Raw genomic sequence first — 19,968 nt, 5'->3', positions numbered from 1 at the left:
ACGGATAACGAGTTTTTTAGATACAGTTATTTCATTTATTCCAAAGCAAAAGCCACAACCTGATCTCCAGGTTTTGTACCCAACTTTTCACCACCACAAGCAATGGCTATATATTGCTTGCCATCTACTTCATACATGGTTGGCGTTGCAAAGGCAGGAGCGGGTAATTTGTATTGCCAAAGGAGCTCCCCGGTATTTTTGTCAAAGGCCCTTAGGTGACCATCAACGGTGCCAGCAATAAACAATAACCCATTTTCTGTCACAACTGGTCCACCATAATTTTGAGATCCCGTGATGGGGTCATTCTCTCCCCTTGCATCGGGCATATCCCCCAAAGTAATGGACCATATAAAATCACCTGTATTCAAATCGATGGCATGTAGAGTGCCCCATGGTGGACTGATTGCAGGATACCCCTTACTATCCTGAAAGCGGGTATACCCCTTGAACTTATAGGGGAGTGGATAGGCCTCTGAAGCACTTTGGGTGACCATCTCGCTTTTTTCATCAAAAAGAAATTGAAGTAAAGCCTCTTTTTCATCTTCGGGAATCTGGGGAAACCCGGTCATCATACCCTTACCGTTGGCGATTAATTCTGAAACCTCCTGCTTGGTCTTGGAGTCTTTTATATTGATGAGGGAGGGATACCCACTTGCAGCCATTCCTTTTCGGTCTTTCTGATGGCATATCACACAGTATCGATTATAGACAAGTTCCCCTAAGGGTGCTTCTTCCGTAACCACTTCGTTTTCCACCATTTGTAGATACCAAGGTATTTCATTGGAGTTGACATAAACAATACCATCTTCGGGGTCGGCTCCGGCACCGCCCCATTCAGCAGCACCATCAAGCCCGGGAAAAAGTACATTGGCATCAAGACTTGGAGGTGAAAACTCTCGGTTGTCCATATTTTGGATAATTTCCTGTAACTCTTCTTTGTTTTCGGCATATGGACTGACATCAGCCTCGGTTAAATCCTTGGCCAACCGGGCAAAAGGCTTGGGCTTTACAGGTATGGGTTGGGTGGGCCATGCTTCTTCCCCATCTAACGTGGATGCCGGAACAGGAACTTCCTCTATGTCAAAAAGAGGTTCGCCTGTTGCCCGATCAAATACATATACATAGCCTTGCTTGGTGATTTGGGCCACTGCTTTGACCTTCTTTCCTTCCCGCTCAACGGTAATAAGGTTGGGAGGTGCAGGAAGGTCTCGGTCCCAAATATCATGGTGTACCAACTGAAAATGCCAAATTCGCTCACCGGTTTCAGCGTTTAGGGCCAACAAGGTATTGGCAAACAGGTTGGAGCCATTTCTAAGTCCACCATAAAAGTCAGGAGAGGCAGAACCCGTTGGAATATAAACAATCCCGGTTTCTTCATCCAAAGCCATCCCGGACCAATTATTGGCCGCCCCAACGATATCGCTTTTGTATGCGTTTTTATTTTTCCAAGTGTCATAACCTTCTTCATCGGGGTGCGGAATGGTATGAAAAACCCACTCAACAGCACCAGTGACAACATTAAAGGCCATAATATTGCCCGGGGCAGAACCCACATCTTCCCCCACGCGAACCGGCATAATAATTAAATCCTTATAAACAGTTCCAGGAGTGTTGGAAATCAAAAATTTGCTTTTGGCTGAATCGGGCATCCCAGCGTGAAGGTCTATTTTTCCATTCGTACCAAAAGATGAAATAGGTTTGCCGGTCAAGGCATTGATAGCATACAGATTAGGACCGGCAGTATATAAAATTCGTTTGTCCTCTCCTTTGGACCAATAGGATACACCCCTGCTGGTGGATAAATTCAACCGTAAGGAATCGCCAAAGCGCCACAATTCTTTTCCAGTTCCGGCATGAATGGCCACGGCCCGGAGTGCAGCTGTGACTCCGTACATAATAGTGTCTACCACAATGGGGTTCATTTGCATTTGGCCTAAGTCCCCCGTGGAGTAGGACCAAGCCAGTTTAAGGTTTTTTACATTTTCTTTGTTGATTTGGGACAAGGTAGAATAATGGTTTCGGTCTGGACCACCCAAATACGACGACCATGTGGTATAGTCTTTTTTGGATGGTTCTTCAGTAGATTCGCAGGCTGAAAAAAATAACGCTGCGGATAGCAGAAAAATGATAAATCGGAATGCTTTCAAGTTTGTTTGGTTTAAAATGTAGTGCCCTCTAAACTACTAAAAATAGCCAAACAATTGACTTGTCCTATGGTTATTCGGTCCCATTGCTAGTTAGAACACCCACCCTTCAGGTGGGCGCACAGGATGACAGCTGATGTGACCTTATTGCAATTTAAAGGTAATCGGGATGGAAAAAGGCACTTTCACCGGTGTGCCCCGTTGCTTGCCAGGGGTCATTTTGGGTAATTTGGATATAATTCTGGCCGCTTCTTTTTCCAAAATCTCATGAGGCCCTCGTAGCTGTACATCACCTATGCTGCCATCCTTCTGAATCGTAAAAATTATATTGACCCTACCTTGCAATCCCATTTCTTGGGCGGACTCAGGGTATCGGAAGTATTTTTGAATATGCTTTTGCATCATTTCTTGAAAGCAGTCCTTTTTTTCTTCTTCATCGGAGATGACTTCACACCCTGGAAAAACAGGAGCATTTTCAATCAATCGGAACATTACTGTATCAGGAATGTCATCTTCTGCAACATCAATATCATCAATTGATGGAATTTCAGTGTTCTGGTCAGGTTCCGTGGATTCAATAACCGTTTCCACAACCTCTTTGTCGTCCTCTACAATTTCAATGACCGGTGGTGCTTGGATTTTTGGCGGTGGTGTTGGCAGTTTCTGGAAGGTAAGCGGTACTTCCTCAATCAATTCATCTTGAACTTTTAGTCCTGCATTATCCCATGCATCTGTGGAATAATACGTTTTCCATTCCAAAGCCAAGTAGGCTAGGAGCAATATTACCGTCATCCCAATAAAAAAATAAAGGGTGTTGTTTCGTTTCAATTCCAGATTTGGATTTTTCTTGAGTTCCATAATTTTCAAATTTTTGGCCGCAATGGCGGAGTTACTATTTGAAAACTACGTTGAAAATCAACCGAATGAAACCAACAATGAGGGAATGGTCCGTTTGAGTGAGGGAATGACCTTAAATGTCTATCAGTCAGTTATGGCCTGATACACCAATGCCCTCAATTTGCCATGATCGTCAATATTGCCAGCTGGAATCAACTGGGTGAAATACACCACTAGCATGTCCTCTTTTGGGTCGGCCCAATAAGTAGAATGATAGGCCCCACCCCAGGCAAATTCACCTTCGGAACCTAAAGTTCCACGAAGGCCCAAATCATCCACAGTGGAAAAGCCCAATCCAAAACCTTGTCCTTCATTAAGCGGAAAGGGAAGATGGTTGGTGGTCATCAACTCTACGGTTTTACGTGAAATGATTCGATTCCCATTAAATTCTCCGTTGTTCAACATCATCTGTAAAAACTTGGCATAGTCCATAGCCGTACTTAAAAAACCGGCACCTCCGGAGAAGCTTTTACGTGGGCCATCCACATAAGCCCCTTGCCCAACCATGCCACCGGGATTTGGTGCACGCTCCAACCCGTTTTCCGTAACGGAGTAGACTGTGGCCAAACGTTCTTTTTTGTCTTGGGGAAGATAAAAATGGGTGTCGGTCATTCCAATGGGGTCAAGAATGTTCTTTTTCAAGAAAACATCCAAGGGCTCACCAGAAACCACTTCAATTAAGGCGCCCAGAATATCGGTGTTGTATCCATATACAAATTTTTCTCTGGGTTGCGATTCAAACGGAAGCGCTGCCATTCGGTTTACCGTAGCTTGAATGGGTTCATCACGGTCCGCAAAATACCAACCTTGGATGTTGGCTTCTTCCCAAAGGTCTTTGGCTATTCCACCGCCATAGGCAACCCCAGAGGTGTGGGTGAGCAAATCGCGAATGGTAATGGGCCTGTCGGCATCAACAACCTCATAAGAACCATCCTCTTTGGCAACCGCCACCTTGGTTTTCATAAAGGCAGGCATGTATTTTCCAACGGGGTCAGTAATCAACAGTTTGCCCTGCTCTTGCAAGATCATCACCCCAACACTTACAATGGCTTTGGTCTGGGAAGCGATTCTGAAGATCGAATTTTTTGCCATGGGCACATTCTTTTCCATGTCACTTTTTCCAAAGGATTCAAAATAGGCGACTTTACCTTTTCGAGCTACTAAGGCCACGGCCCCAGAAAGTTTTCCGTCATTCACATAATCCTGAAAAGTTTCGGTAAGTACATTTAACCGTTCTGATGACATACCCGCCTCTTCCGAAGGAACTTTTTGCAATTGTTGGGCAAAAAGGTTGATGTGTATTAAAAATACAAGTGCGAGTAGGGATAGTTTGTTGAAATGTATTGTTTTCATGTGGTTGGATTTATTGATTTAAAATGAATTGATGACCAGCACGCCTTTGTTTTCAAAGTTATGCATATTTGGAAGCGCGGTGATGGCATCTTCCAAGGTGATGGTCCGTTCTATGAGTTTTTGTGGGTTGAGTTTTCCTTGCTGAATCATTTTCAACATTTCTGGATATTTAAAAGCTTGCATGCCATGGCTTCCGAGGACTTCTAGTTCATTAGCTACTACCAAATCCATTGGAATCTTGGGATGTTTGTGGTCTCCTGTCATTAATCCCACTTGAATATGCTTGCCTCTTTTCCTTAGATTGGTAATGGAGTTGAAACAGGTGACAGGATTCCCCAACGCATCAAGGGATACATGTGCACCACCACGGGTCAATGCTTTTACTTCGGTCACTACATCCGAACTTTTTTTGGCATTGATGGTGTCCACGGCTCCCAATTCTTTGGCAAGATGCAAGGTGTCTTCATTGATGTCAATAGCAATGACATGTACGCCAAGTGCATTGGCAATCATAATGGCTGAAAGTCCAACACCGCCGCAGCCATGCACCACTACATATTGACCACCAGTTACTTTTCCTTGTTCCACAACAGCTCTAAATGCTGTTATAAACCGGCACCCTAAAATAGCGGCAGTTTCATTGGTGATTCCATCAGGTATTTTCACCAAATTGGTATCCGCATAATCCAAAGCCACATATTCAGCAAAGGAACCCCAATGTGTAAAACCGGGTTGGGATTGATGGTCGCATACTTGGTGGTTGCCCGATTTGCATTCGACACACGTGCCACAACCACAAACAAAGGGAACAGTAACGCGGTCACCTATCTTAAAATTTACTGCATGTTTCCCAATAGCGGCCACCGTGCCTGCCAGTTCATGACCGGGAACATGCGGGAGCTTAATGTCGGGGTCATGTCCCATCCAGCCGTGCCAATCACTGAGACAAAGACCAGTAGCTTCAACTTTTACTACCACGCCATAATCGCTAGGGGTAGGGTCAGGTACAGATTGAATACACAATGCACCTTCAAAATTTTCATACACTAAAGCTTTCATGAATTTTTAACCACTGGAAATTTAATCAGCAATTAAATATACCGATATCCATGGAATAAAATGGGGTTAGGCTAAAGGGAAAAAGTTTTGGTTTGAATTTTACTCAAACAACCCGTGAATCTCCGCATCAATACGGTTGATTACTTTGCCCAAATCTTCGGGGTCATCCACAAAGTTGAGGTTGTCCACTTCAAAGATGAGCAGTTTTCCTTTTTCGTAGGTATTGGCCCAGGCTTCGTAGCGTTCGTTCAAGCGGCTGAGGTAGTCAATAGAGATGGAATTTTCATATTCCCGTCCACGTTTATGGATTTGGTTCACCAAATTGGGAATGGAGCTGCGCAGATAGATCAATAGATCGGGTGGTTGCACCAAACTTTCCATCAGCTCAAAAAGCCCTTTGTAATTTTCGTAATCGCGGTTGGTCATCAATCCCATGGCGTGCAGGTTGGGGGCAAAGATGTGGGCATCCTCGTAAATGGTTCGGTCCTGGATTACATTTTTTCCCGTTTCCCTGATTTTTAGAATTTGGCGATAGCGGCTGTTCAAAAAGTAAATCTGCAGGTTAAAACTCCAACGTGCCATCTGGGTGTAGAAATCATCCAAATACGGATTGTCCACCACATCTTCAAAATGTGCTTCCCATTTATAATGCTTTGCCAATAAGTTGGTCAGGGTGGTCTTTCCGGCGCCAATGTTTCCTGCTACCGCAATATGCATAGGGTGTTGGTGTTAAATGGTTAGGCTAATGAGTGTCGCAATATACAAAGTATATCCAGTCAAAGAAAAAAAACTCTTTGAAATGGAGTCTTAACAATCCGTATAAAACAAAGTTTTAAAATATGTTCCAAATATGTACTTTTGCCCTTCAAAATGAGGAAAGATTTGACTGATTGCAACCTCTAAAAATGCTAAAGCAGTTCATGCCAAATGGTATTTGGCATCTCTTCAATAGGGTCTGGAACTTCTTTACAGGGCTTTGGTCAAAGCAACCTCTAATACATAAGAACAATGGCATATTTGTTTACATCAGAATCCGTTAGTGAAGGACACCCAGATAAGATTGCGGACCAAATCAGTGATGCCCTTTTGGATAATTTCTTGGCCTTTGATCCAGAGAGCAAGGTGGCCTGTGAGACCTTGGTGACCACAGGACAAGTGGTATTGGCCGGAGAGGTGAAGAGTCATACCTATGTAGATTTGCAAAGTATTGCCCGGGATGTGATCAACCAAATTGGGTACACCAAAGGCGAATATAAATTCAGTGGAGATTCCTGTGGGGTAATTTCCTTGATTCACGAACAATCCCAAGAAATTAATCAAGGAGTTGATCGTGGAAGTAAAGAAGAACAAGGGGCGGGCGATCAAGGCATGATGTTCGGATATGCCACCAAGGAAACCGATAATTACATGCCTTTGGCTTTGGACATATCGCACAAAATTCTTCAGGTGTTGGCAGAATTTAGGAGAAAAGGTGACAAAATAACCTATTTGCGTCCTGATGCCAAAGCACAGGTCACTATAGAATATTCAGATGATAATATTCCCCAACGAATTGACACTATTGTAATCTCAACCCAGCATGATGAGTTTGACAGTGACAATGCAATGTTGGCCACGATTAAGAAAGATATCATCAATATTTTAATTCCCGAGGTTGTAAAATTGTTGCCCGATAGCATCCAGAAGCTGTTTAATAATAAGATTAAATATCATATCAATCCAACCGGAAAATTTGTGATTGGGGGTCCTCATGGCGATACAGGCCTTACTGGTCGAAAAATCATCGTGGACACCTACGGTGGCAAAGGGGCCCATGGTGGTGGTGCTTTTAGTGGAAAAGACCCCAGCAAAGTGGACCGAAGCGCAGCCTATGCTGCTCGCCATATTGCAAAAAATTTGGTGGCTGCCGGAGTGGCTAATGAAATTTTGGTGCAGGTGAGTTATGCCATTGGGGTAGTGGAACCTACATCACTTTTTGTGGAGACGTATGGTTCTTCCAATGTTGGGATGTCCGATGGTGAAATTGCAAGAAAGGCTTCAGAACTGTTTGATATGCGACCTTTTGCCATCGAGGAGCGATTGAAGCTTCGTAATCCCATCTATTTGGAAACGGCAGCTTATGGACATTTGGGCAAGGAACCACAAACGGTCACCAAAGTTTTTGAATCCCCATATAATGGAAAAATCCAAAAAGAAGTAGAACTGTTTACTTGGGAGAAATTGGATATGGTGGACCAGGTGAAAGAGGCATTCGATCTGTAATCCTTTTATCTATTCTTAAAATAAAAGCATAGAATTGTCCAAGAAGTAAATCTTCGTCAACCTGAACTTGATTCAGGTTCTCATACCAATTTGTTTATGATTATCATGAGATTCTGAAATGAATTCAGAATGACGCATTTCAATGCTTTTAGATAGCTTTTTTGTTGGCATACTCTCCCGAACTTTAGTAGTTTTAGAGAATCAAAATTCGAAAAGCATGAAAACTTCATTTCGTATCCTACTATTAGGTCTCTGTTTGTCATTTGTTGTGGTAAGTTGTAAAAAAACCACTAAAACCGAAGTGGCCGTTGCGGATACCTATGTGGCCGATAATTATACCAAACAAGAGGTGGATATTGAGATGCGGGATGGTGTAAAATTACACACGACCATATATTCGCCAAAAGACACATCAAAAGAATACCCAATTATAATGCAGCGTACTCCATACAGCTCACAACCCTATGGAGAGGGTAATTTTAGACCTCAGATTGGTCCCAACGTGAATTTGATGAAGGAAGGGAACATCATTGTCTACCAAGATGTCCGTGGAAGATGGATGAGCGAAGGGCATTATGAAAACATGCGGGCCTACATTCCCAATAAAACTTCCAATGATCAGGTGGATGAAAGTTCGGACACCTACGATACCATTGAGTGGTTGGTGAACAATGTGGAGAACAACAATGGCAAGGTTGGGATTTGGGGAATCTCGTACCCTGGTTTTTATGCTACTTACGCTACGGTTGATGCGCATCCTGCTTTAAAAGCGGCATCGCCCCAAGCCTGTATTGGGGATTTCTTTTTTGACGATTTTCATCATAACGGGGCCTATTTGTTGAGTTACTTTAGGGCAACCGCCCTTTTTGGAACTCCCCGCCCAAATGGTGACCAACCGGTTGATACAGCTTGGTATGTGCTTCCAGATTTGCCTACCGAAGATCAATACCAGTTTTTCCTGGATGCTGGACCACTAAAAAATCTGGATTATTTCTATGAGTACGAAACGGGGGATACGCCTAAAATGCGACCTGAAGGAGTCACCGACGACTTTTTTTGGAACGAGTTAAAGGAACATCCAAACTATGATGAAATGTGGCAAAGTCGTGGACTCATTCAGCATTTAAAAGATGTAAAGAGCAGCGTGGCCACTATGATTGTGGGCGGATGGTTTGATGCTGAGGATTTATACGGGCCGTTGGAAACCTACAAGAACATTGAAAAATACAACGAAGAAAACTACAATACTATGGTTTTTGGTCCATGGGATCACGGTCATTGGGCCAGACGCAATGGCCGAAGTTTAGTAGGCAATTACTATTTTGGAGACTCTATTTCTGAATTTTTTCAGGATAATATCGAGACCAAATTTTTCAATCACTTCTTAAAGGGTGATGGCGATATGGATTCCGGTTTGCCCGAAGCCTATGTGTTCGACACCGGTAAAAAAGAATGGAAGCAATACGATGCCTGGCCGCCAGCAAACATGGTGAAGCAGACCATGTATCTTTCCGAAAACCAAGAGTTGACATCAGAACAAAAAGGAACTTCAGGTATCCAGTTTATAAGTGATATTAAGAAACCAGTCCCTTATTCTGAAGATGTGAAGACTGTTTTCACTCCCAGAAAATATATGACGGACGATCAACGCTTCGCAGCAAGGCGTTCCGATGTGCTCGTTTTTGAAACAGACGTATTGGATGAAGACTTTACTTTGGCTGGTGACATCATGGCCAAATTGAAGGTCGCCACCACGGGTACCGCTGCCGATTGGATTGTGAAGATTGTTGATGTACACCCTCCCGATGCTGAGACCAATGAAGAAATGCAAGATCACCTTAGAATGAGCAACTATCATTTAATGGTACGCAGCGAAGTAATGCGGGGTCGGTTCCGGAACAGTTTTTCCAACCCTGAGCCTTTCACACCCAATCAGAAAACCGACGTGAACATCAAGTTACAGGATGTTTTCCATACCTTCAAAAAAGGACACAAATTGCAAGTTCAGGTACAAAGCACATGGTTCCCGTTGATAGATTTGAATCCGCAGACCTATGTGGAGAATATCTTTAAGGCTGATGCGTCCGATTTTAGAACCCAGACCCATACGGTGTTTACGGATTCCAATATTGAGTTTTCAGTTTTAAAGTAGGAGGAATACACGTTCTTCTGTGAATTTTTCCAAAAAGATTAGGAATTTCGGTTTTTCCGTCTGTATATTTGTCGCTCAAAGTTCAAACACGTATTGAATAGTTATCAAGAAAGGTGGAGGGAATAGACCCTTTGAAGCCTTAGCAACCCTTGGCCCCTAGAGCCATGAAGGTGCTACATTCTATCCCGTATGGGAATAGATAACGACAATCGGCATTTTTTCGATTTCACTTTCTTATAACTTTTTGATTATTCCAGTAGGCTTAGCCTAAGGGGTTTGACTTTTTATTTTATTGATGTACAAATTAAACAAGCAAAAGTCATGAGCGATCAAAAATTTTCAACCAATGCATTACATGCAGGACACGATACTACCCAAACAGCTGGCACCAGAGCTGTACCTATTTATCAGTCCACTTCGTATGTATTCAACAACACTGACCATGCTGCTAATTTATTTTCATTGGCGGAGTTGGGCTTTATCTACACCCGTCTGAACAACCCCACCAATCAAGTTTTACAAGAACGTTTGGCTGCAATTGAGGGTGGTGTTGGTGCTGTTGTGTTTGCTTCTGGAGCGTCTGCCATTTCAACAGGTTTAATGACGCTCTTAAAAACGGGAGATCATATTGTGGCTTCGAGTAGCTTGTATGGAGGGACCTACAACTTATTGAATGTGACCTTGCCAAGGTTGGGCATTACCACCACTTTTGTAGATGCATCAGATCCATCCAATTTTGCAGCTGCCGTTCAGGAAAATACACGAGCATTCTTTGTGGAGTCATTGGGAAATCCAAAATTGGATGTTCTCGATTTAAAAGGAATATCTAAGGAAGCCAAAGCGGCACAAGTACCTTTTATTGTAGATAATACCGTAGCTACACCAGGGTTGTTGAATCCCATTGAGCATGGTGCCAATTTGGTAATACATTCCTTAACAAAATATATTGGTGGTCAGGGCAATTCTCTTGGTGGTGCCATTATTGATGCTGGTACCTTTGATTGGGCCAATGGAAAATTCCCTGAGTTTACGGAACCTTCAGCCGGTTATCACGGTTTGGTATATCATGAAGCTTTGGGAGCCGCAGCCTACACTTTTAAATTGATTTTAGAGGGACTACGTGATTTTGGTGGCGCCTTGAGCCCATTCAACGCTTTTCAGATTTTACAAGGGTTGGAAACTTTGCCAGTTCGAATAAGACAACACAGCGAAAATGCACTGGCCCTGGCAGAATGGCTCGAAAACAGGGAAGAGGTCGCTTGGGTAAATTACCCTGGCCTAAAGAGCAGTAAGTATAACGATTTGGCAAAGGAGTACCTGCCTAAAGGGCAGAGTGGAATCGTTACCTTTGGGGTAAAAGGTGGCTTTGAAGCAGCAAAAAAACTAACGGATGCCACAAAAATATTCTCATTATTGGCTAATATCGGCGATACCAAATCCTTGATCATCCACCCGGCCAGTACTACCCACCAGCAATTGAACGAAGAACAACAGGAAAGTGCCGGTGTTACCCAAGATTTAATTCGATTGTCGGTAGGACTGGAAGATATAGAAGACTTAAAAGCTGACTTGACACAGGCTTTTGCCGCCATTTAAATAGGTTGATTAATAGATTAATGACGTAAAACAGCTATGCTGCAGCATCTGAACATAGAAAAATTTACAACCCAAAGTGGTGTTGCCCAAGACTTAAAGTTATCATACCAGGTGTTTGGGCAACCCTTACATACTGCACCCATAGTGCTGGTGAACCATGCCCTTACCGGAAACTCCAATGTGGCTGGTGAAGAGGGCTGGTGGTCTGATTTGATAGGGGAGGGCAAGTGCATCAATACCGATACCTATACCATTTTGGCTTTTAATATCCCGGGGAATGGCTATGACGGATTTGTCATTGAAAATTATAAGGATTTTGTGGCCTGCGATATTGCCCGCATTTTTCTTTTGGGATTGAAACAATTACAGATTAACCGTTTATTTGCGATTATTGGCGGTTCTTTGGGGGGTGGAATTGCTTGGGAGATGGCAGCGTTGAATCCTTCCATTACGGAACATTTGATACCTGTGGCCTCAGATTGGAAATCCACAGATTGGCTGATCGCCAATTGCCAGATTCAAGAGCAGTTTTTGGTAAATTCCAAACAACCCGTGCATGATGCACGTATGCACGCGATGTTATGCTATCGCACCCCGGAATCTTTTAAGGAACGCTTCAAAAGGAGTACCAATGAGGAACTTCAGGTGTTTAATGTGGAAAGCTGGTTGATGCACCATGGAAAGAAACTCCAAGAGCGCTTTCAATTATCCGCCTATAAATTGATGAATCAGCTTTTGAAGACCATCGACATTACCCGAAATGGAGAAGAGGCCTTCAAAGCCCTTCAAGATAGTGATACGAAGATTCATATTGTTGGCGTCAATTCCGATTTGTTCTTTACCGCCGAGGAAAACAAGGAGACCTATAAACGTTTGGCCTTGGCCAATACCAATGTCACTTACGGTGAGGTACAATCGGTACATGGGCATGATGCCTTTTTGATGGAGTTTGAACAGTTGGAGAAGCTATTGGAAACCATTTTTCAGAAAAATGGAAGGCATGAGCGTATCAAAATCCTAAAATTTGGAGGGAAATCCTTGGCCAATGGCGAGGGTATTGATCGCGTTTTGAAAATCATAAGCGACCGTGCAAAGAACAATGAACATTTTGCCGTAGTGGTTTCGGCTCGAGGAAAGGCTACGGATCAATTGGAAAATCTATTGGAAAAGGCAGCAAAAGGGGAGGCCTTTGCCGAAGATTTGAAGACTTTTTCATTGTATCAGAAAAACGATTTTGATGGGATTGACCTCAAAGAAGAACTCAAAGCCATTGAAAAGATTTTGAGTGGGGTCTCACTAACCGGTGATTATAGCCTTCGAACCAAAGATGAAGTGTTGTCTTTTGGGGAACTGATTTCTGGCAAAACCGTCACGGCACTTTTAAAACAAAAAGGGCTAAAAGCACAGTTGATTGATTCCAGAAGCTTGATTAAAACTGATGATTCCCATAACAATGCGGAAGTGGACCAAGGCATTTCCAAAGAAAATGTGATTCGTTGTTTTCACGATGTGGATTCGGATACAATTCCTGTGGTGACCGGCTTTATTGGGTCTACCAAAGAGGGTGTTACCACTACTTTGGGTAGAAATGGCACAAACTATTCAGCAGCACTTTTGGCCAACTTTTTGGATGCTTCCGAATTGATCAATTATACCCATGTAGATGGAATTTTTACCGCAAATCCAGATTTGGTGCCCGAGGCAAAATTGATTGATGTTATCTCATACGACGAGGCGAACGAATTAGCGAATTTTGGAGCCAACATCCTGCATGCCAAGACCATCATCCCACTCATTGAAAAGAACATTCCTTTACGGATTTGCAATACGTTTAATGATGACAACCAAGGGACATTGATTGGCCCGAAAACCAATAACGGGGGCATCAAATCTTTGTCAGTTTTAGATAAAATGGCCTTGATTAATCTAGAAGGCCGCGGACTTTTGGGTAAAGTGGGAATAGATGCCCGAATATTTAGGGCCTTGGGTCAAAATGGAATAAGTGTCGGAATCATTTCCCAAGGGTCATCAGAACGTGGTATTGGTTTGGTGGTGGATGCTTCTAAAGCCCAAAAGGCCAAGAAAGTTCTTGACCAAGAGTTCGAGACCGATTATTCATCGCATGACATTAATCAAATTACTGTGGTGAAAGATGTTTCGGTCATTTCCATAGTTGGAATGGATTTGAGCAGTTTTCATAAACCGTTCAATGCCCTGGTGAAGAATCAAGTAATCCCTTTGCTTTTCAACAATACCGTGACAGGTAAGAATGTGAGTATGGTGGTGAAGAATGCAGATTTGAACAAAGCTATCAACGTAATTCACGGTCAGATTTTTGGAATTGCCAAGAAAATAAACTTAGCCCTATTTGGGCATGGTAATGTGGGAGGTACCCTTATTGAACAGCTTTTGGACTCCAATAAAAGCATTGAAGCACGAAAAGGAATAGACCTTAAGGTCTTTGCCGTGTCCAATTCCAAAAAAGTGCTTTTAGACGAAAAGGGAATCGGTGCTAACTGGAAAAAAAGATTGGAAAAGGAGGGAAAACCCTATCATATTGAAGATATCATCGCTTTTGCCAAAACCCATCATTTGGAAAACCTGATCGCAGTGGACAATACAGCGAGCAAACCATTTGTTGAGAATTATGAAACCTTGATCAAACATGGTTTCGATTTGGTCTCTTCGAATAAAATTGCCAACACCCTTAGTTTTGAAAAATACAAGTCTATTCGTAAATGTTTGGAGAAAAATCAGAAACAGTATCTGTATGAAACCAATGTGGGAGCAGGACTTCCATTGATTGACACCATTAAACTTTTACACTTGTCCGGTGAAAACATTACCCGAATAAAAGGAGTGTTCTCTGGATCATTGAGTTATATTTTCAATACCTTTTCGGAGGTGGATACCTCGTTTTCATCCATTATAAAAGAAGCAATGGCAAAAGGGTTTACCGAACCCGACCCACGTGAAGATTTGTCGGGCAATGATGTGGGTAGAAAACTGTTGATATTGGCCAGGGAGTTGGATTTGAAGAATGAGTTTTCCGATATTTCAGTGGAAAATCTGATTCCAGAGGAGTTGCGAACACTTTCATTTGATGATTTTGCTTCCCAAATTGGAAATATGGATAAAATCTACACTGAAATTAAAAATAATCAGAAGGAAGGTCATGTACTTAGATATGTAGGAGACCTTCATGGTGATTTGCAACAAGATAAAGGTGTTTTGGAAGTGAAATTAGTTTCCGTGCCCAAAGAAAGTGCCTTGGGTCAGGTGAAAGGTTCGGATTCCATAATTGAGATATATACGGAATCCTACGGAGAGAGTCCCTTGGTAATACAAGGCGCAGGGGCAGGAGCCGCGGTGACCGCACGTGGGGTATTTGGGGATATTTTAAGAATAGCAGAAAAGATATGAGAAAGAGCAGTAAGCAGTTTGAAACAGAAGCAATCCGTACGCAAATGGAGCGTACGCAATTTTTGGAGCATTCCAGTCCAATGTACTTAACTTCCAGTTTTGTATTTGAAGATGCCGAGGATATGAGGGCTTCTTTTGCAGAGGAAAAGGACCGGAACATTTATTCGCGTTATTCCAATCCCAACTCTTCGGAGTTTATAGATAAGGTATGCAAGATGGAAGGAGCTGAAAACGGTTTTGCTTTTGCTTCCGGTATGGCGGCTGTATATTCAACCTTCGCAGCTTTATTGGAAAGTGGGGACCATATTGTATCCTGCAAAAGTGTTTTTGGCTCAACACATACCTTGTTTACCCAGTTTTTTCCAAAATGGAACATTACCACAAGTTATTTTGGGGCCAATGACCTGGACACTGTTGAAGATTTAATCGAAACTAACACCAAGATTATTTTTGTGGAATCGCCAACCAACCCTGGGGTAGATGTATTGGATTTGGAACGCTTGGGAAATATTGCCAAAAAACATGGGCTTATTTTTATTATTGATAACTGTTTTGCATCCCCATACTTGCAACAGCCGATACAATTTGGAGCCGATTTGGTCATTCACTCAGGAACTAAATTGATGGACGGTCAAGGCCGGGTTTTGGCTGGAATAACTGTGGGCAGTAACGAGTTGGTGGACAAAGTATATCGTTTTTCGCGGATTACCGGTCCAGCGCTATCACCTTTCAATGCCTGGGTTTTGTCCAAGAGTTTGGAGACGTTGGCCCTTCGGGTGGACAGACATTGTGCCAATGCTTTGGAATTGGCCACGTATTTGGAAAACCATGACAAGATTGAATGGGTGAAGTATCCGTTTTTAAAATCACACCCCCAATACGAATTGGCCAAAAAACAAATGAAGGCTGGTGGCTGTGTGGTAGCTTTTGAAGTAAAAGGTGGTCTTGAAGCTGGAAAAAAATTCTTTGATAATATTGAACTGTTGTCCCTTTCGGCAAATTTGGGCGATGCTAGGAGTATTGTTACCCATCCTGCATCTACCACCCACAGTAAATTGAGTAAGGAAGACCGAGAGTCCGTTGGGATTTCAGATGGTATGGTCCGCGTTTCAGTTGGATTGGAAAACATACAAGACATTATAGCCGATATTGAGCAGGCGTTGGAATAGTACGCTACACCCATGATATTTTAAAGGCGGATTGTTAATTTTCGCTATATTCGTGGGATGCTCTCCAAGAAGACAAAATATGGCCTAAAAGCACTCACGTACCTTGCTTCGGTGGGAACTAAAGAGCCCGTTCAGATTGCAGAAATTGCCAAGCATGAGAATATTTCACAAAAATTTCTAGAAAGCATTCTGTTGACCCTTAGAAGAAATGGATTTCTTGGTTCAAAAAAGGGAAAAGGAGGTGGTTACTATCTCATCAAGGAACCTCACGAAATCCCAATGACAGCAGTGATGCGGGTTTTGGAGGGGCCTATTGCCATGGTGCCCTGTGTGAGCTTGAATTTCTATGAAAAGTGTGATGATTGCCCCGATGAGGAAGAATGTTCCGTGCATAAATTAATGCTCCAAGTGCGTGATAGCGCTTTGGATGTGTATCGAAAGAATACCTTGGCCGACCTAATTTCCTAAGTAAAACCCTTTTCAGTTTTTGAATAAAATGGTTAAGAATTTGGCAAAAGAGGTGGTGAATATTCGATAATCTACTAAAACTATAGGGTAAAATCAATTTTAAGATTCATTTTGCTTTTCATTCCAGAAATTAGTCCTATTTTTGAAATTCCTAGTAAACCGATAGGAAAAAGATAATACGAAATGATAGCAGACCAACTTGTAGTCGATAGCAAAAAAGAGAAAACAACTTTCGAGAAAGATAAAGTTTCCGAGAGCCCAAAAAGGAGCATTGCCAAATCCATTAGTTGGAGAGTGGTGGGAACATTGGACACCATTATCATTTCTTGGATTGTAACGGGAACATTATCGCTTGCATTTTCAATTGGTCTGGTTGAATTGGTCACTAAAATGGTGCTGTATTTCTTTCACGAAAGAATTTGGAACGGCATCAAATGGGGCAAATAAAATTTATTAAGTATGGCACTATCACAAGAAGAAATTCAGAATTTAAATCGCCAGTTTAAGGGCATTCCGCCTGAGGAAATCATTTCTTGGGCCATTGGGCATGGGAAAAACCCAGTAGTTACAACCAATTTCCGTCCTTATGAAGTGGCCATTCTTCATGCGGTTACCGAAGTGGATAAAAATCTACCGGTAATATGGTGCGATACGGGCTACAATACCCCACAAACCTATAAGCATGCTGAAGAATTAATTTCCAAACTTGGACTCAATATTAAATTGTACGTGCCCTTGCAGACTTCGGCCCACCGGGACGCCGTAATGGGAATTCCACAAATTGATGACCCTCGACATAAAGAATTTACAGAGCAGGTAAAATTGGAGCCTTTTAAAAGAGCGATGGATGAGCACAAACCTGATGTTTGGTTCACTAATCTTCGAAAAGGCCAGACAGCGCTCCGCGATTCATTGGATGTGTTGAGTCTGAGCAAGGATGGTGTTTTAAAAGTAAGTCCTTTCTATCATTGGAGTGACACCCAATTGGATGCGTATCTGACAGAACACGGATTGCCGAACGAGCACAAATATTTTGATCCCACTAAAGTACTGGAGAACCGCGAATGCGGCTTACATACATAATCACCCAATTCTTAAAAAAAAAACAAGATTTGAGCACACTTACAGAAGAAATACAAAAACCTGAAACAATAAACCATTCGGGTAGGCCCAATGCCAATGCATTGGAACATGAAGCCATTTATATAATCCGAGAGGTAGCAGCCCAATTTGAAAAGCCTGTGTTGTTGTTTTCGGGAGGAAAGGATTCAATTACATTGGTACGATTGGCCCAAAAGGCTTTTTGGCCAGCCAAAATTCCGTTTCCATTAATGCATATTGATACCGGCCACAACTTCCCCGAAACAATTGAGTTTAGGGATCGTTTGGTGGAGGAATTGGGAGTGGAACTGATTGTGCGAAACGTTCAGGATTCCATTGACCAAGGTAAAGTGGTGGAGGAAACCGGAAAATATGCGAGTAGAAACATGCTTCAGACCACAACCTTGTTGGATGCCATCGAGGAGTTCAAGTTTGATGCCTGTATCGGCGGAGCTAGACGTGATGAGGAAAAAGCAAGGGCCAAAGAACGTATTTTTTCAGTTCGTGATGATTTTGGCCAGTGGGATGAGAAAAACCAACGTCCAGAATTGTTCGATATGTTGAACGGTCAAATTGAAATGGGCCAGAACGTTAGGGTATTCCCGATCAGTAACTGGACCGAGTTGGACGTTTGGAGCTATATCCAAAAGGAAGACATAGAAATTCCATCCATATACTTCGCGCACAAAAGAAAGACTTTCCTTAGGGATGGTTTAATCTGGTCCGCAGAGGACGATGTGGTTTTTAGGGCTGATGATGAGGTGGTCGAGGAACGTATGGTGCGTTTTAGAACTGTAGGCGATATGTCCTGTACAGCAGCTGTGGAATCCCATGCTGATACTATCGATAAAGTAGTTTCGGAAATCAGGGACTCCAAAATTTCGGAGAGAGGCGCACGAATAGACGACAAACGGTCCGAAGCCGCCATGGAAAAACGTAAGCAACAAGGATATTTCTAAGAACAAAAGTCATTTCCATGGTCACCCTGAGCGAAGTCTAAGGGTGCAAGGAATCAAAAAAATACAAAGCATTGGAAGTTTTAAAGATAGCAACAGCAGGAAGTGTAGATGACGGTAAAAGCACCTTGATCGGACGCTTACTATACGATACAAAGTCACTGACAGACGATAAATTGGAGGCCATTGAGCGTACCAGCAAACAAAAAGGATACGATTACCTCGATTTTTCACTGGCAACCGATGGATTGGTGGCAGAAAGAGAGCAAGGCATCACCATTGATGTGGCCCATATCTACTTTTCCACCGCATCTAAAAGTTATATTATTGCCGATACGCCCGGACACGTGGAGTATACGCGAAACATGGTAACGGGAGCTTCAACCTCCCAAGCGGCCATTATATTGATTGATGCCCGTAAAGGCGTAATTGAGCAGACCAATCGTCACTTTTTTATCAATAACCTCTTGCGCATCAAAGATGTGATTGTGGCCATCAACAAGATGGATTTGGTGGATTTCTCCGAAGAAGTCTACAACAATATCAAAGCTGATTTTGAAGAATTGATGGGGAAAAGGGATTATCAGGACCAAAAAATTACCTTCATCCCAGTAAGTGCCCTTAAGGGAGATAATGTGGTGAATAAATCAGAAAACACCCCTTGGTACAATGGACAGACCTTGCTGGAACATTTAGAAGAATTGAATCTTCAAGATATCTATAATGTCGGTACACCAAGATTCCCTGTTCAGTACGTGATACGTCCCAAAACAGAGGAATTCCATGATTTTAGGGGATTTGCAGGAAAAGTATATGGTGGGGAGCTAAACGTTGGTGATGAAGTGGTAGTGTTGCCTTCCATGACCCGCTCCAAAATAAAGGCCATCTACTTCTATGATAAAGAATATGAAACCGCACCCAGACGTTCATCCGTGACCATTACGTTGGAAGATGAGGTTAATGTAAGTCGTGGTGATATGTTGGTGAAGGTTGGTGATTTGCCTACCATAGACAAACAAATTACTGCAACCGTTTCTTGGATGGATGCCGATAATCTAACCACTGGCGGAAAATATATTGTACAACACGGAGTGAATAAAGTGTTGGCCAAAGTAGATGCCATTGAACATAAAATCCACCCCGATTATTCAGGTATTGAGGAGAATGCAACGGCCTTACAGATGAATGATATTGCTAAAGTGCGGTTTAAGTTCAACAAACCCATTTTTTACGATAGGTTCAAAGACCATAGGACCAACGGTTCCTTTATTATTATTGACAGTAGAACCAACACTACAGCTGGTGTAGGCTTTATCGAATAAGATGAGTCAAAACGGCAGTTTTTATTGAATGATTTGAAAATATAACCTATTAAATATATAGGAAAA

15 protein-coding genes and 1 riboswitch are annotated in these 19,968 nt (G+C 42.5%); of the genes, 10 read left to right on the top strand and 5 right to left on the bottom strand.

Annotation, left to right across the window (positions count from 1 at the left end; translation table 11 throughout):
* Positions 1 to 35: 35 nt before the first annotated feature.
* The 5 genes from AB1A65_RS01240 to AB1A65_RS01220 all read right to left on the bottom strand — a co-directional run bounded on the left by AB1A65_RS01240 (position 36) and on the right by AB1A65_RS01220 (position 6,170).
* Positions 36 to 2,147: a pyrroloquinoline quinone-dependent dehydrogenase gene (locus AB1A65_RS01240; RefSeq protein ID WP_366584807.1), complete on the bottom strand. Its 2,112-nt coding sequence runs from the start codon at positions 2,145 to 2,147 to the stop codon at positions 36 to 38.
* 141 nt (positions 2,148 to 2,288) lie between these two features.
* The gene (locus tag AB1A65_RS01235; RefSeq protein WP_366584806.1) at positions 2,289 to 3,002 is read right to left on the bottom strand and encodes a TonB family protein; all 714 of its coding nucleotides are present in this window, start codon (positions 3,000 to 3,002) and stop codon (positions 2,289 to 2,291) included.
* A 123-nt stretch (positions 3,003 to 3,125) separates the two neighbouring features.
* Positions 3,126 to 4,394: a serine hydrolase domain-containing protein gene (locus tag AB1A65_RS01230; RefSeq protein ID WP_366584804.1), complete on the bottom strand. Its 1,269-nt coding sequence runs from the start codon at positions 4,392 to 4,394 to the stop codon at positions 3,126 to 3,128.
* A gap of 18 nt (positions 4,395 to 4,412) precedes the next feature.
* Positions 4,413 to 5,453, bottom strand: coding sequence for a zinc-dependent alcohol dehydrogenase family protein (locus tag AB1A65_RS01225; protein ID WP_366584802.1), 1,041 nt, complete (start codon positions 5,451 to 5,453; stop codon positions 4,413 to 4,415).
* 99 nt (positions 5,454 to 5,552) lie between these two features.
* Positions 5,553 to 6,170: a deoxynucleoside kinase gene (locus tag AB1A65_RS01220; RefSeq protein WP_366584800.1), complete on the bottom strand. Its 618-nt coding sequence runs from the start codon at positions 6,168 to 6,170 to the stop codon at positions 5,553 to 5,555.
* Between the two features lie 291 nt (positions 6,171 to 6,461).
* Between AB1A65_RS01220 and metK the strand changes: the two genes are divergently transcribed.
* From metK to AB1A65_RS01170, 10 genes are all read left to right on the top strand, one after another.
* Positions 6,462 to 7,715 (top strand): methionine adenosyltransferase, encoded by a 1,254-nt coding sequence (gene metK / locus AB1A65_RS01215; protein WP_366584798.1) that lies wholly within the window; start codon positions 6,462 to 6,464, stop codon positions 7,713 to 7,715.
* Between the two features lie 217 nt (positions 7,716 to 7,932).
* Positions 7,933 to 9,867, top strand: a complete 1,935-nt coding sequence (locus AB1A65_RS01210) for a CocE/NonD family hydrolase (protein WP_366584796.1) — start codon at positions 7,933 to 7,935, stop codon at positions 9,865 to 9,867.
* Between the two features lie 98 nt (positions 9,868 to 9,965).
* Positions 9,966 to 10,073, top strand: a riboswitch (SAM riboswitch).
* Positions 10,074 to 10,188: 115 nt separating this feature from the next.
* Positions 10,189 to 11,463 (top strand): O-acetylhomoserine aminocarboxypropyltransferase/cysteine synthase family protein, encoded by a 1,275-nt coding sequence (locus tag AB1A65_RS01205; protein WP_366584794.1) that lies wholly within the window; start codon positions 10,189 to 10,191, stop codon positions 11,461 to 11,463.
* Between the two features lie 36 nt (positions 11,464 to 11,499).
* Positions 11,500 to 14,886: a bifunctional aspartate kinase/homoserine dehydrogenase I gene (gene thrA, locus AB1A65_RS01200; RefSeq protein WP_366584792.1), complete on the top strand. Its 3,387-nt coding sequence runs from the start codon at positions 11,500 to 11,502 to the stop codon at positions 14,884 to 14,886.
* Complete coding sequence (locus AB1A65_RS01195) at positions 14,883 to 16,055, top strand: aminotransferase class I/II-fold pyridoxal phosphate-dependent enzyme (protein WP_366584790.1); 1,173 nt, start codon at positions 14,883 to 14,885, stop codon at positions 16,053 to 16,055. The genes thrA and AB1A65_RS01195 overlap by 4 nt, the downstream gene beginning before the upstream one ends.
* Before the next feature lie 57 nt (positions 16,056 to 16,112).
* The gene (locus AB1A65_RS01190) at positions 16,113 to 16,523 is read left to right on the top strand and encodes an Rrf2 family transcriptional regulator (RefSeq protein WP_366584788.1); all 411 of its coding nucleotides are present in this window, start codon (positions 16,113 to 16,115) and stop codon (positions 16,521 to 16,523) included.
* A gap of 183 nt (positions 16,524 to 16,706) precedes the next feature.
* Complete coding sequence (locus AB1A65_RS01185; protein WP_366584786.1) at positions 16,707 to 16,970, top strand: DUF2061 domain-containing protein; 264 nt, start codon at positions 16,707 to 16,709, stop codon at positions 16,968 to 16,970.
* A 12-nt stretch (positions 16,971 to 16,982) separates the two neighbouring features.
* On the top strand, positions 16,983 to 17,606 hold the full coding sequence (locus tag AB1A65_RS01180; protein ID WP_366584784.1) for a phosphoadenosine phosphosulfate reductase family protein: 624 nt from the start codon (positions 16,983 to 16,985) through the stop codon (positions 17,604 to 17,606).
* A 68-nt stretch (positions 17,607 to 17,674) separates the two neighbouring features.
* Positions 17,675 to 18,583, top strand: coding sequence for a sulfate adenylyltransferase subunit CysD (gene cysD / locus AB1A65_RS01175; RefSeq protein ID WP_366585234.1), 909 nt, complete (start codon positions 17,675 to 17,677; stop codon positions 18,581 to 18,583).
* A gap of 71 nt (positions 18,584 to 18,654) precedes the next feature.
* Positions 18,655 to 19,902 (top strand): GTP-binding protein, encoded by a 1,248-nt coding sequence (locus AB1A65_RS01170; RefSeq protein WP_366584782.1) that lies wholly within the window; start codon positions 18,655 to 18,657, stop codon positions 19,900 to 19,902.
* The last annotated feature ends 66 nt before the right edge of the window (positions 19,903 to 19,968 follow it).

Source organism: Allomuricauda sp. ANG21 (assembly GCF_040705235.1).
Lineage (GTDB): Bacteria > Bacteroidota > Bacteroidia > Flavobacteriales > Flavobacteriaceae > Flagellimonas > Flagellimonas marina.
Note: the sequence above shows the minus strand (reverse complement) of the source record. Positions and strands in the feature narration are given on the sequence as shown.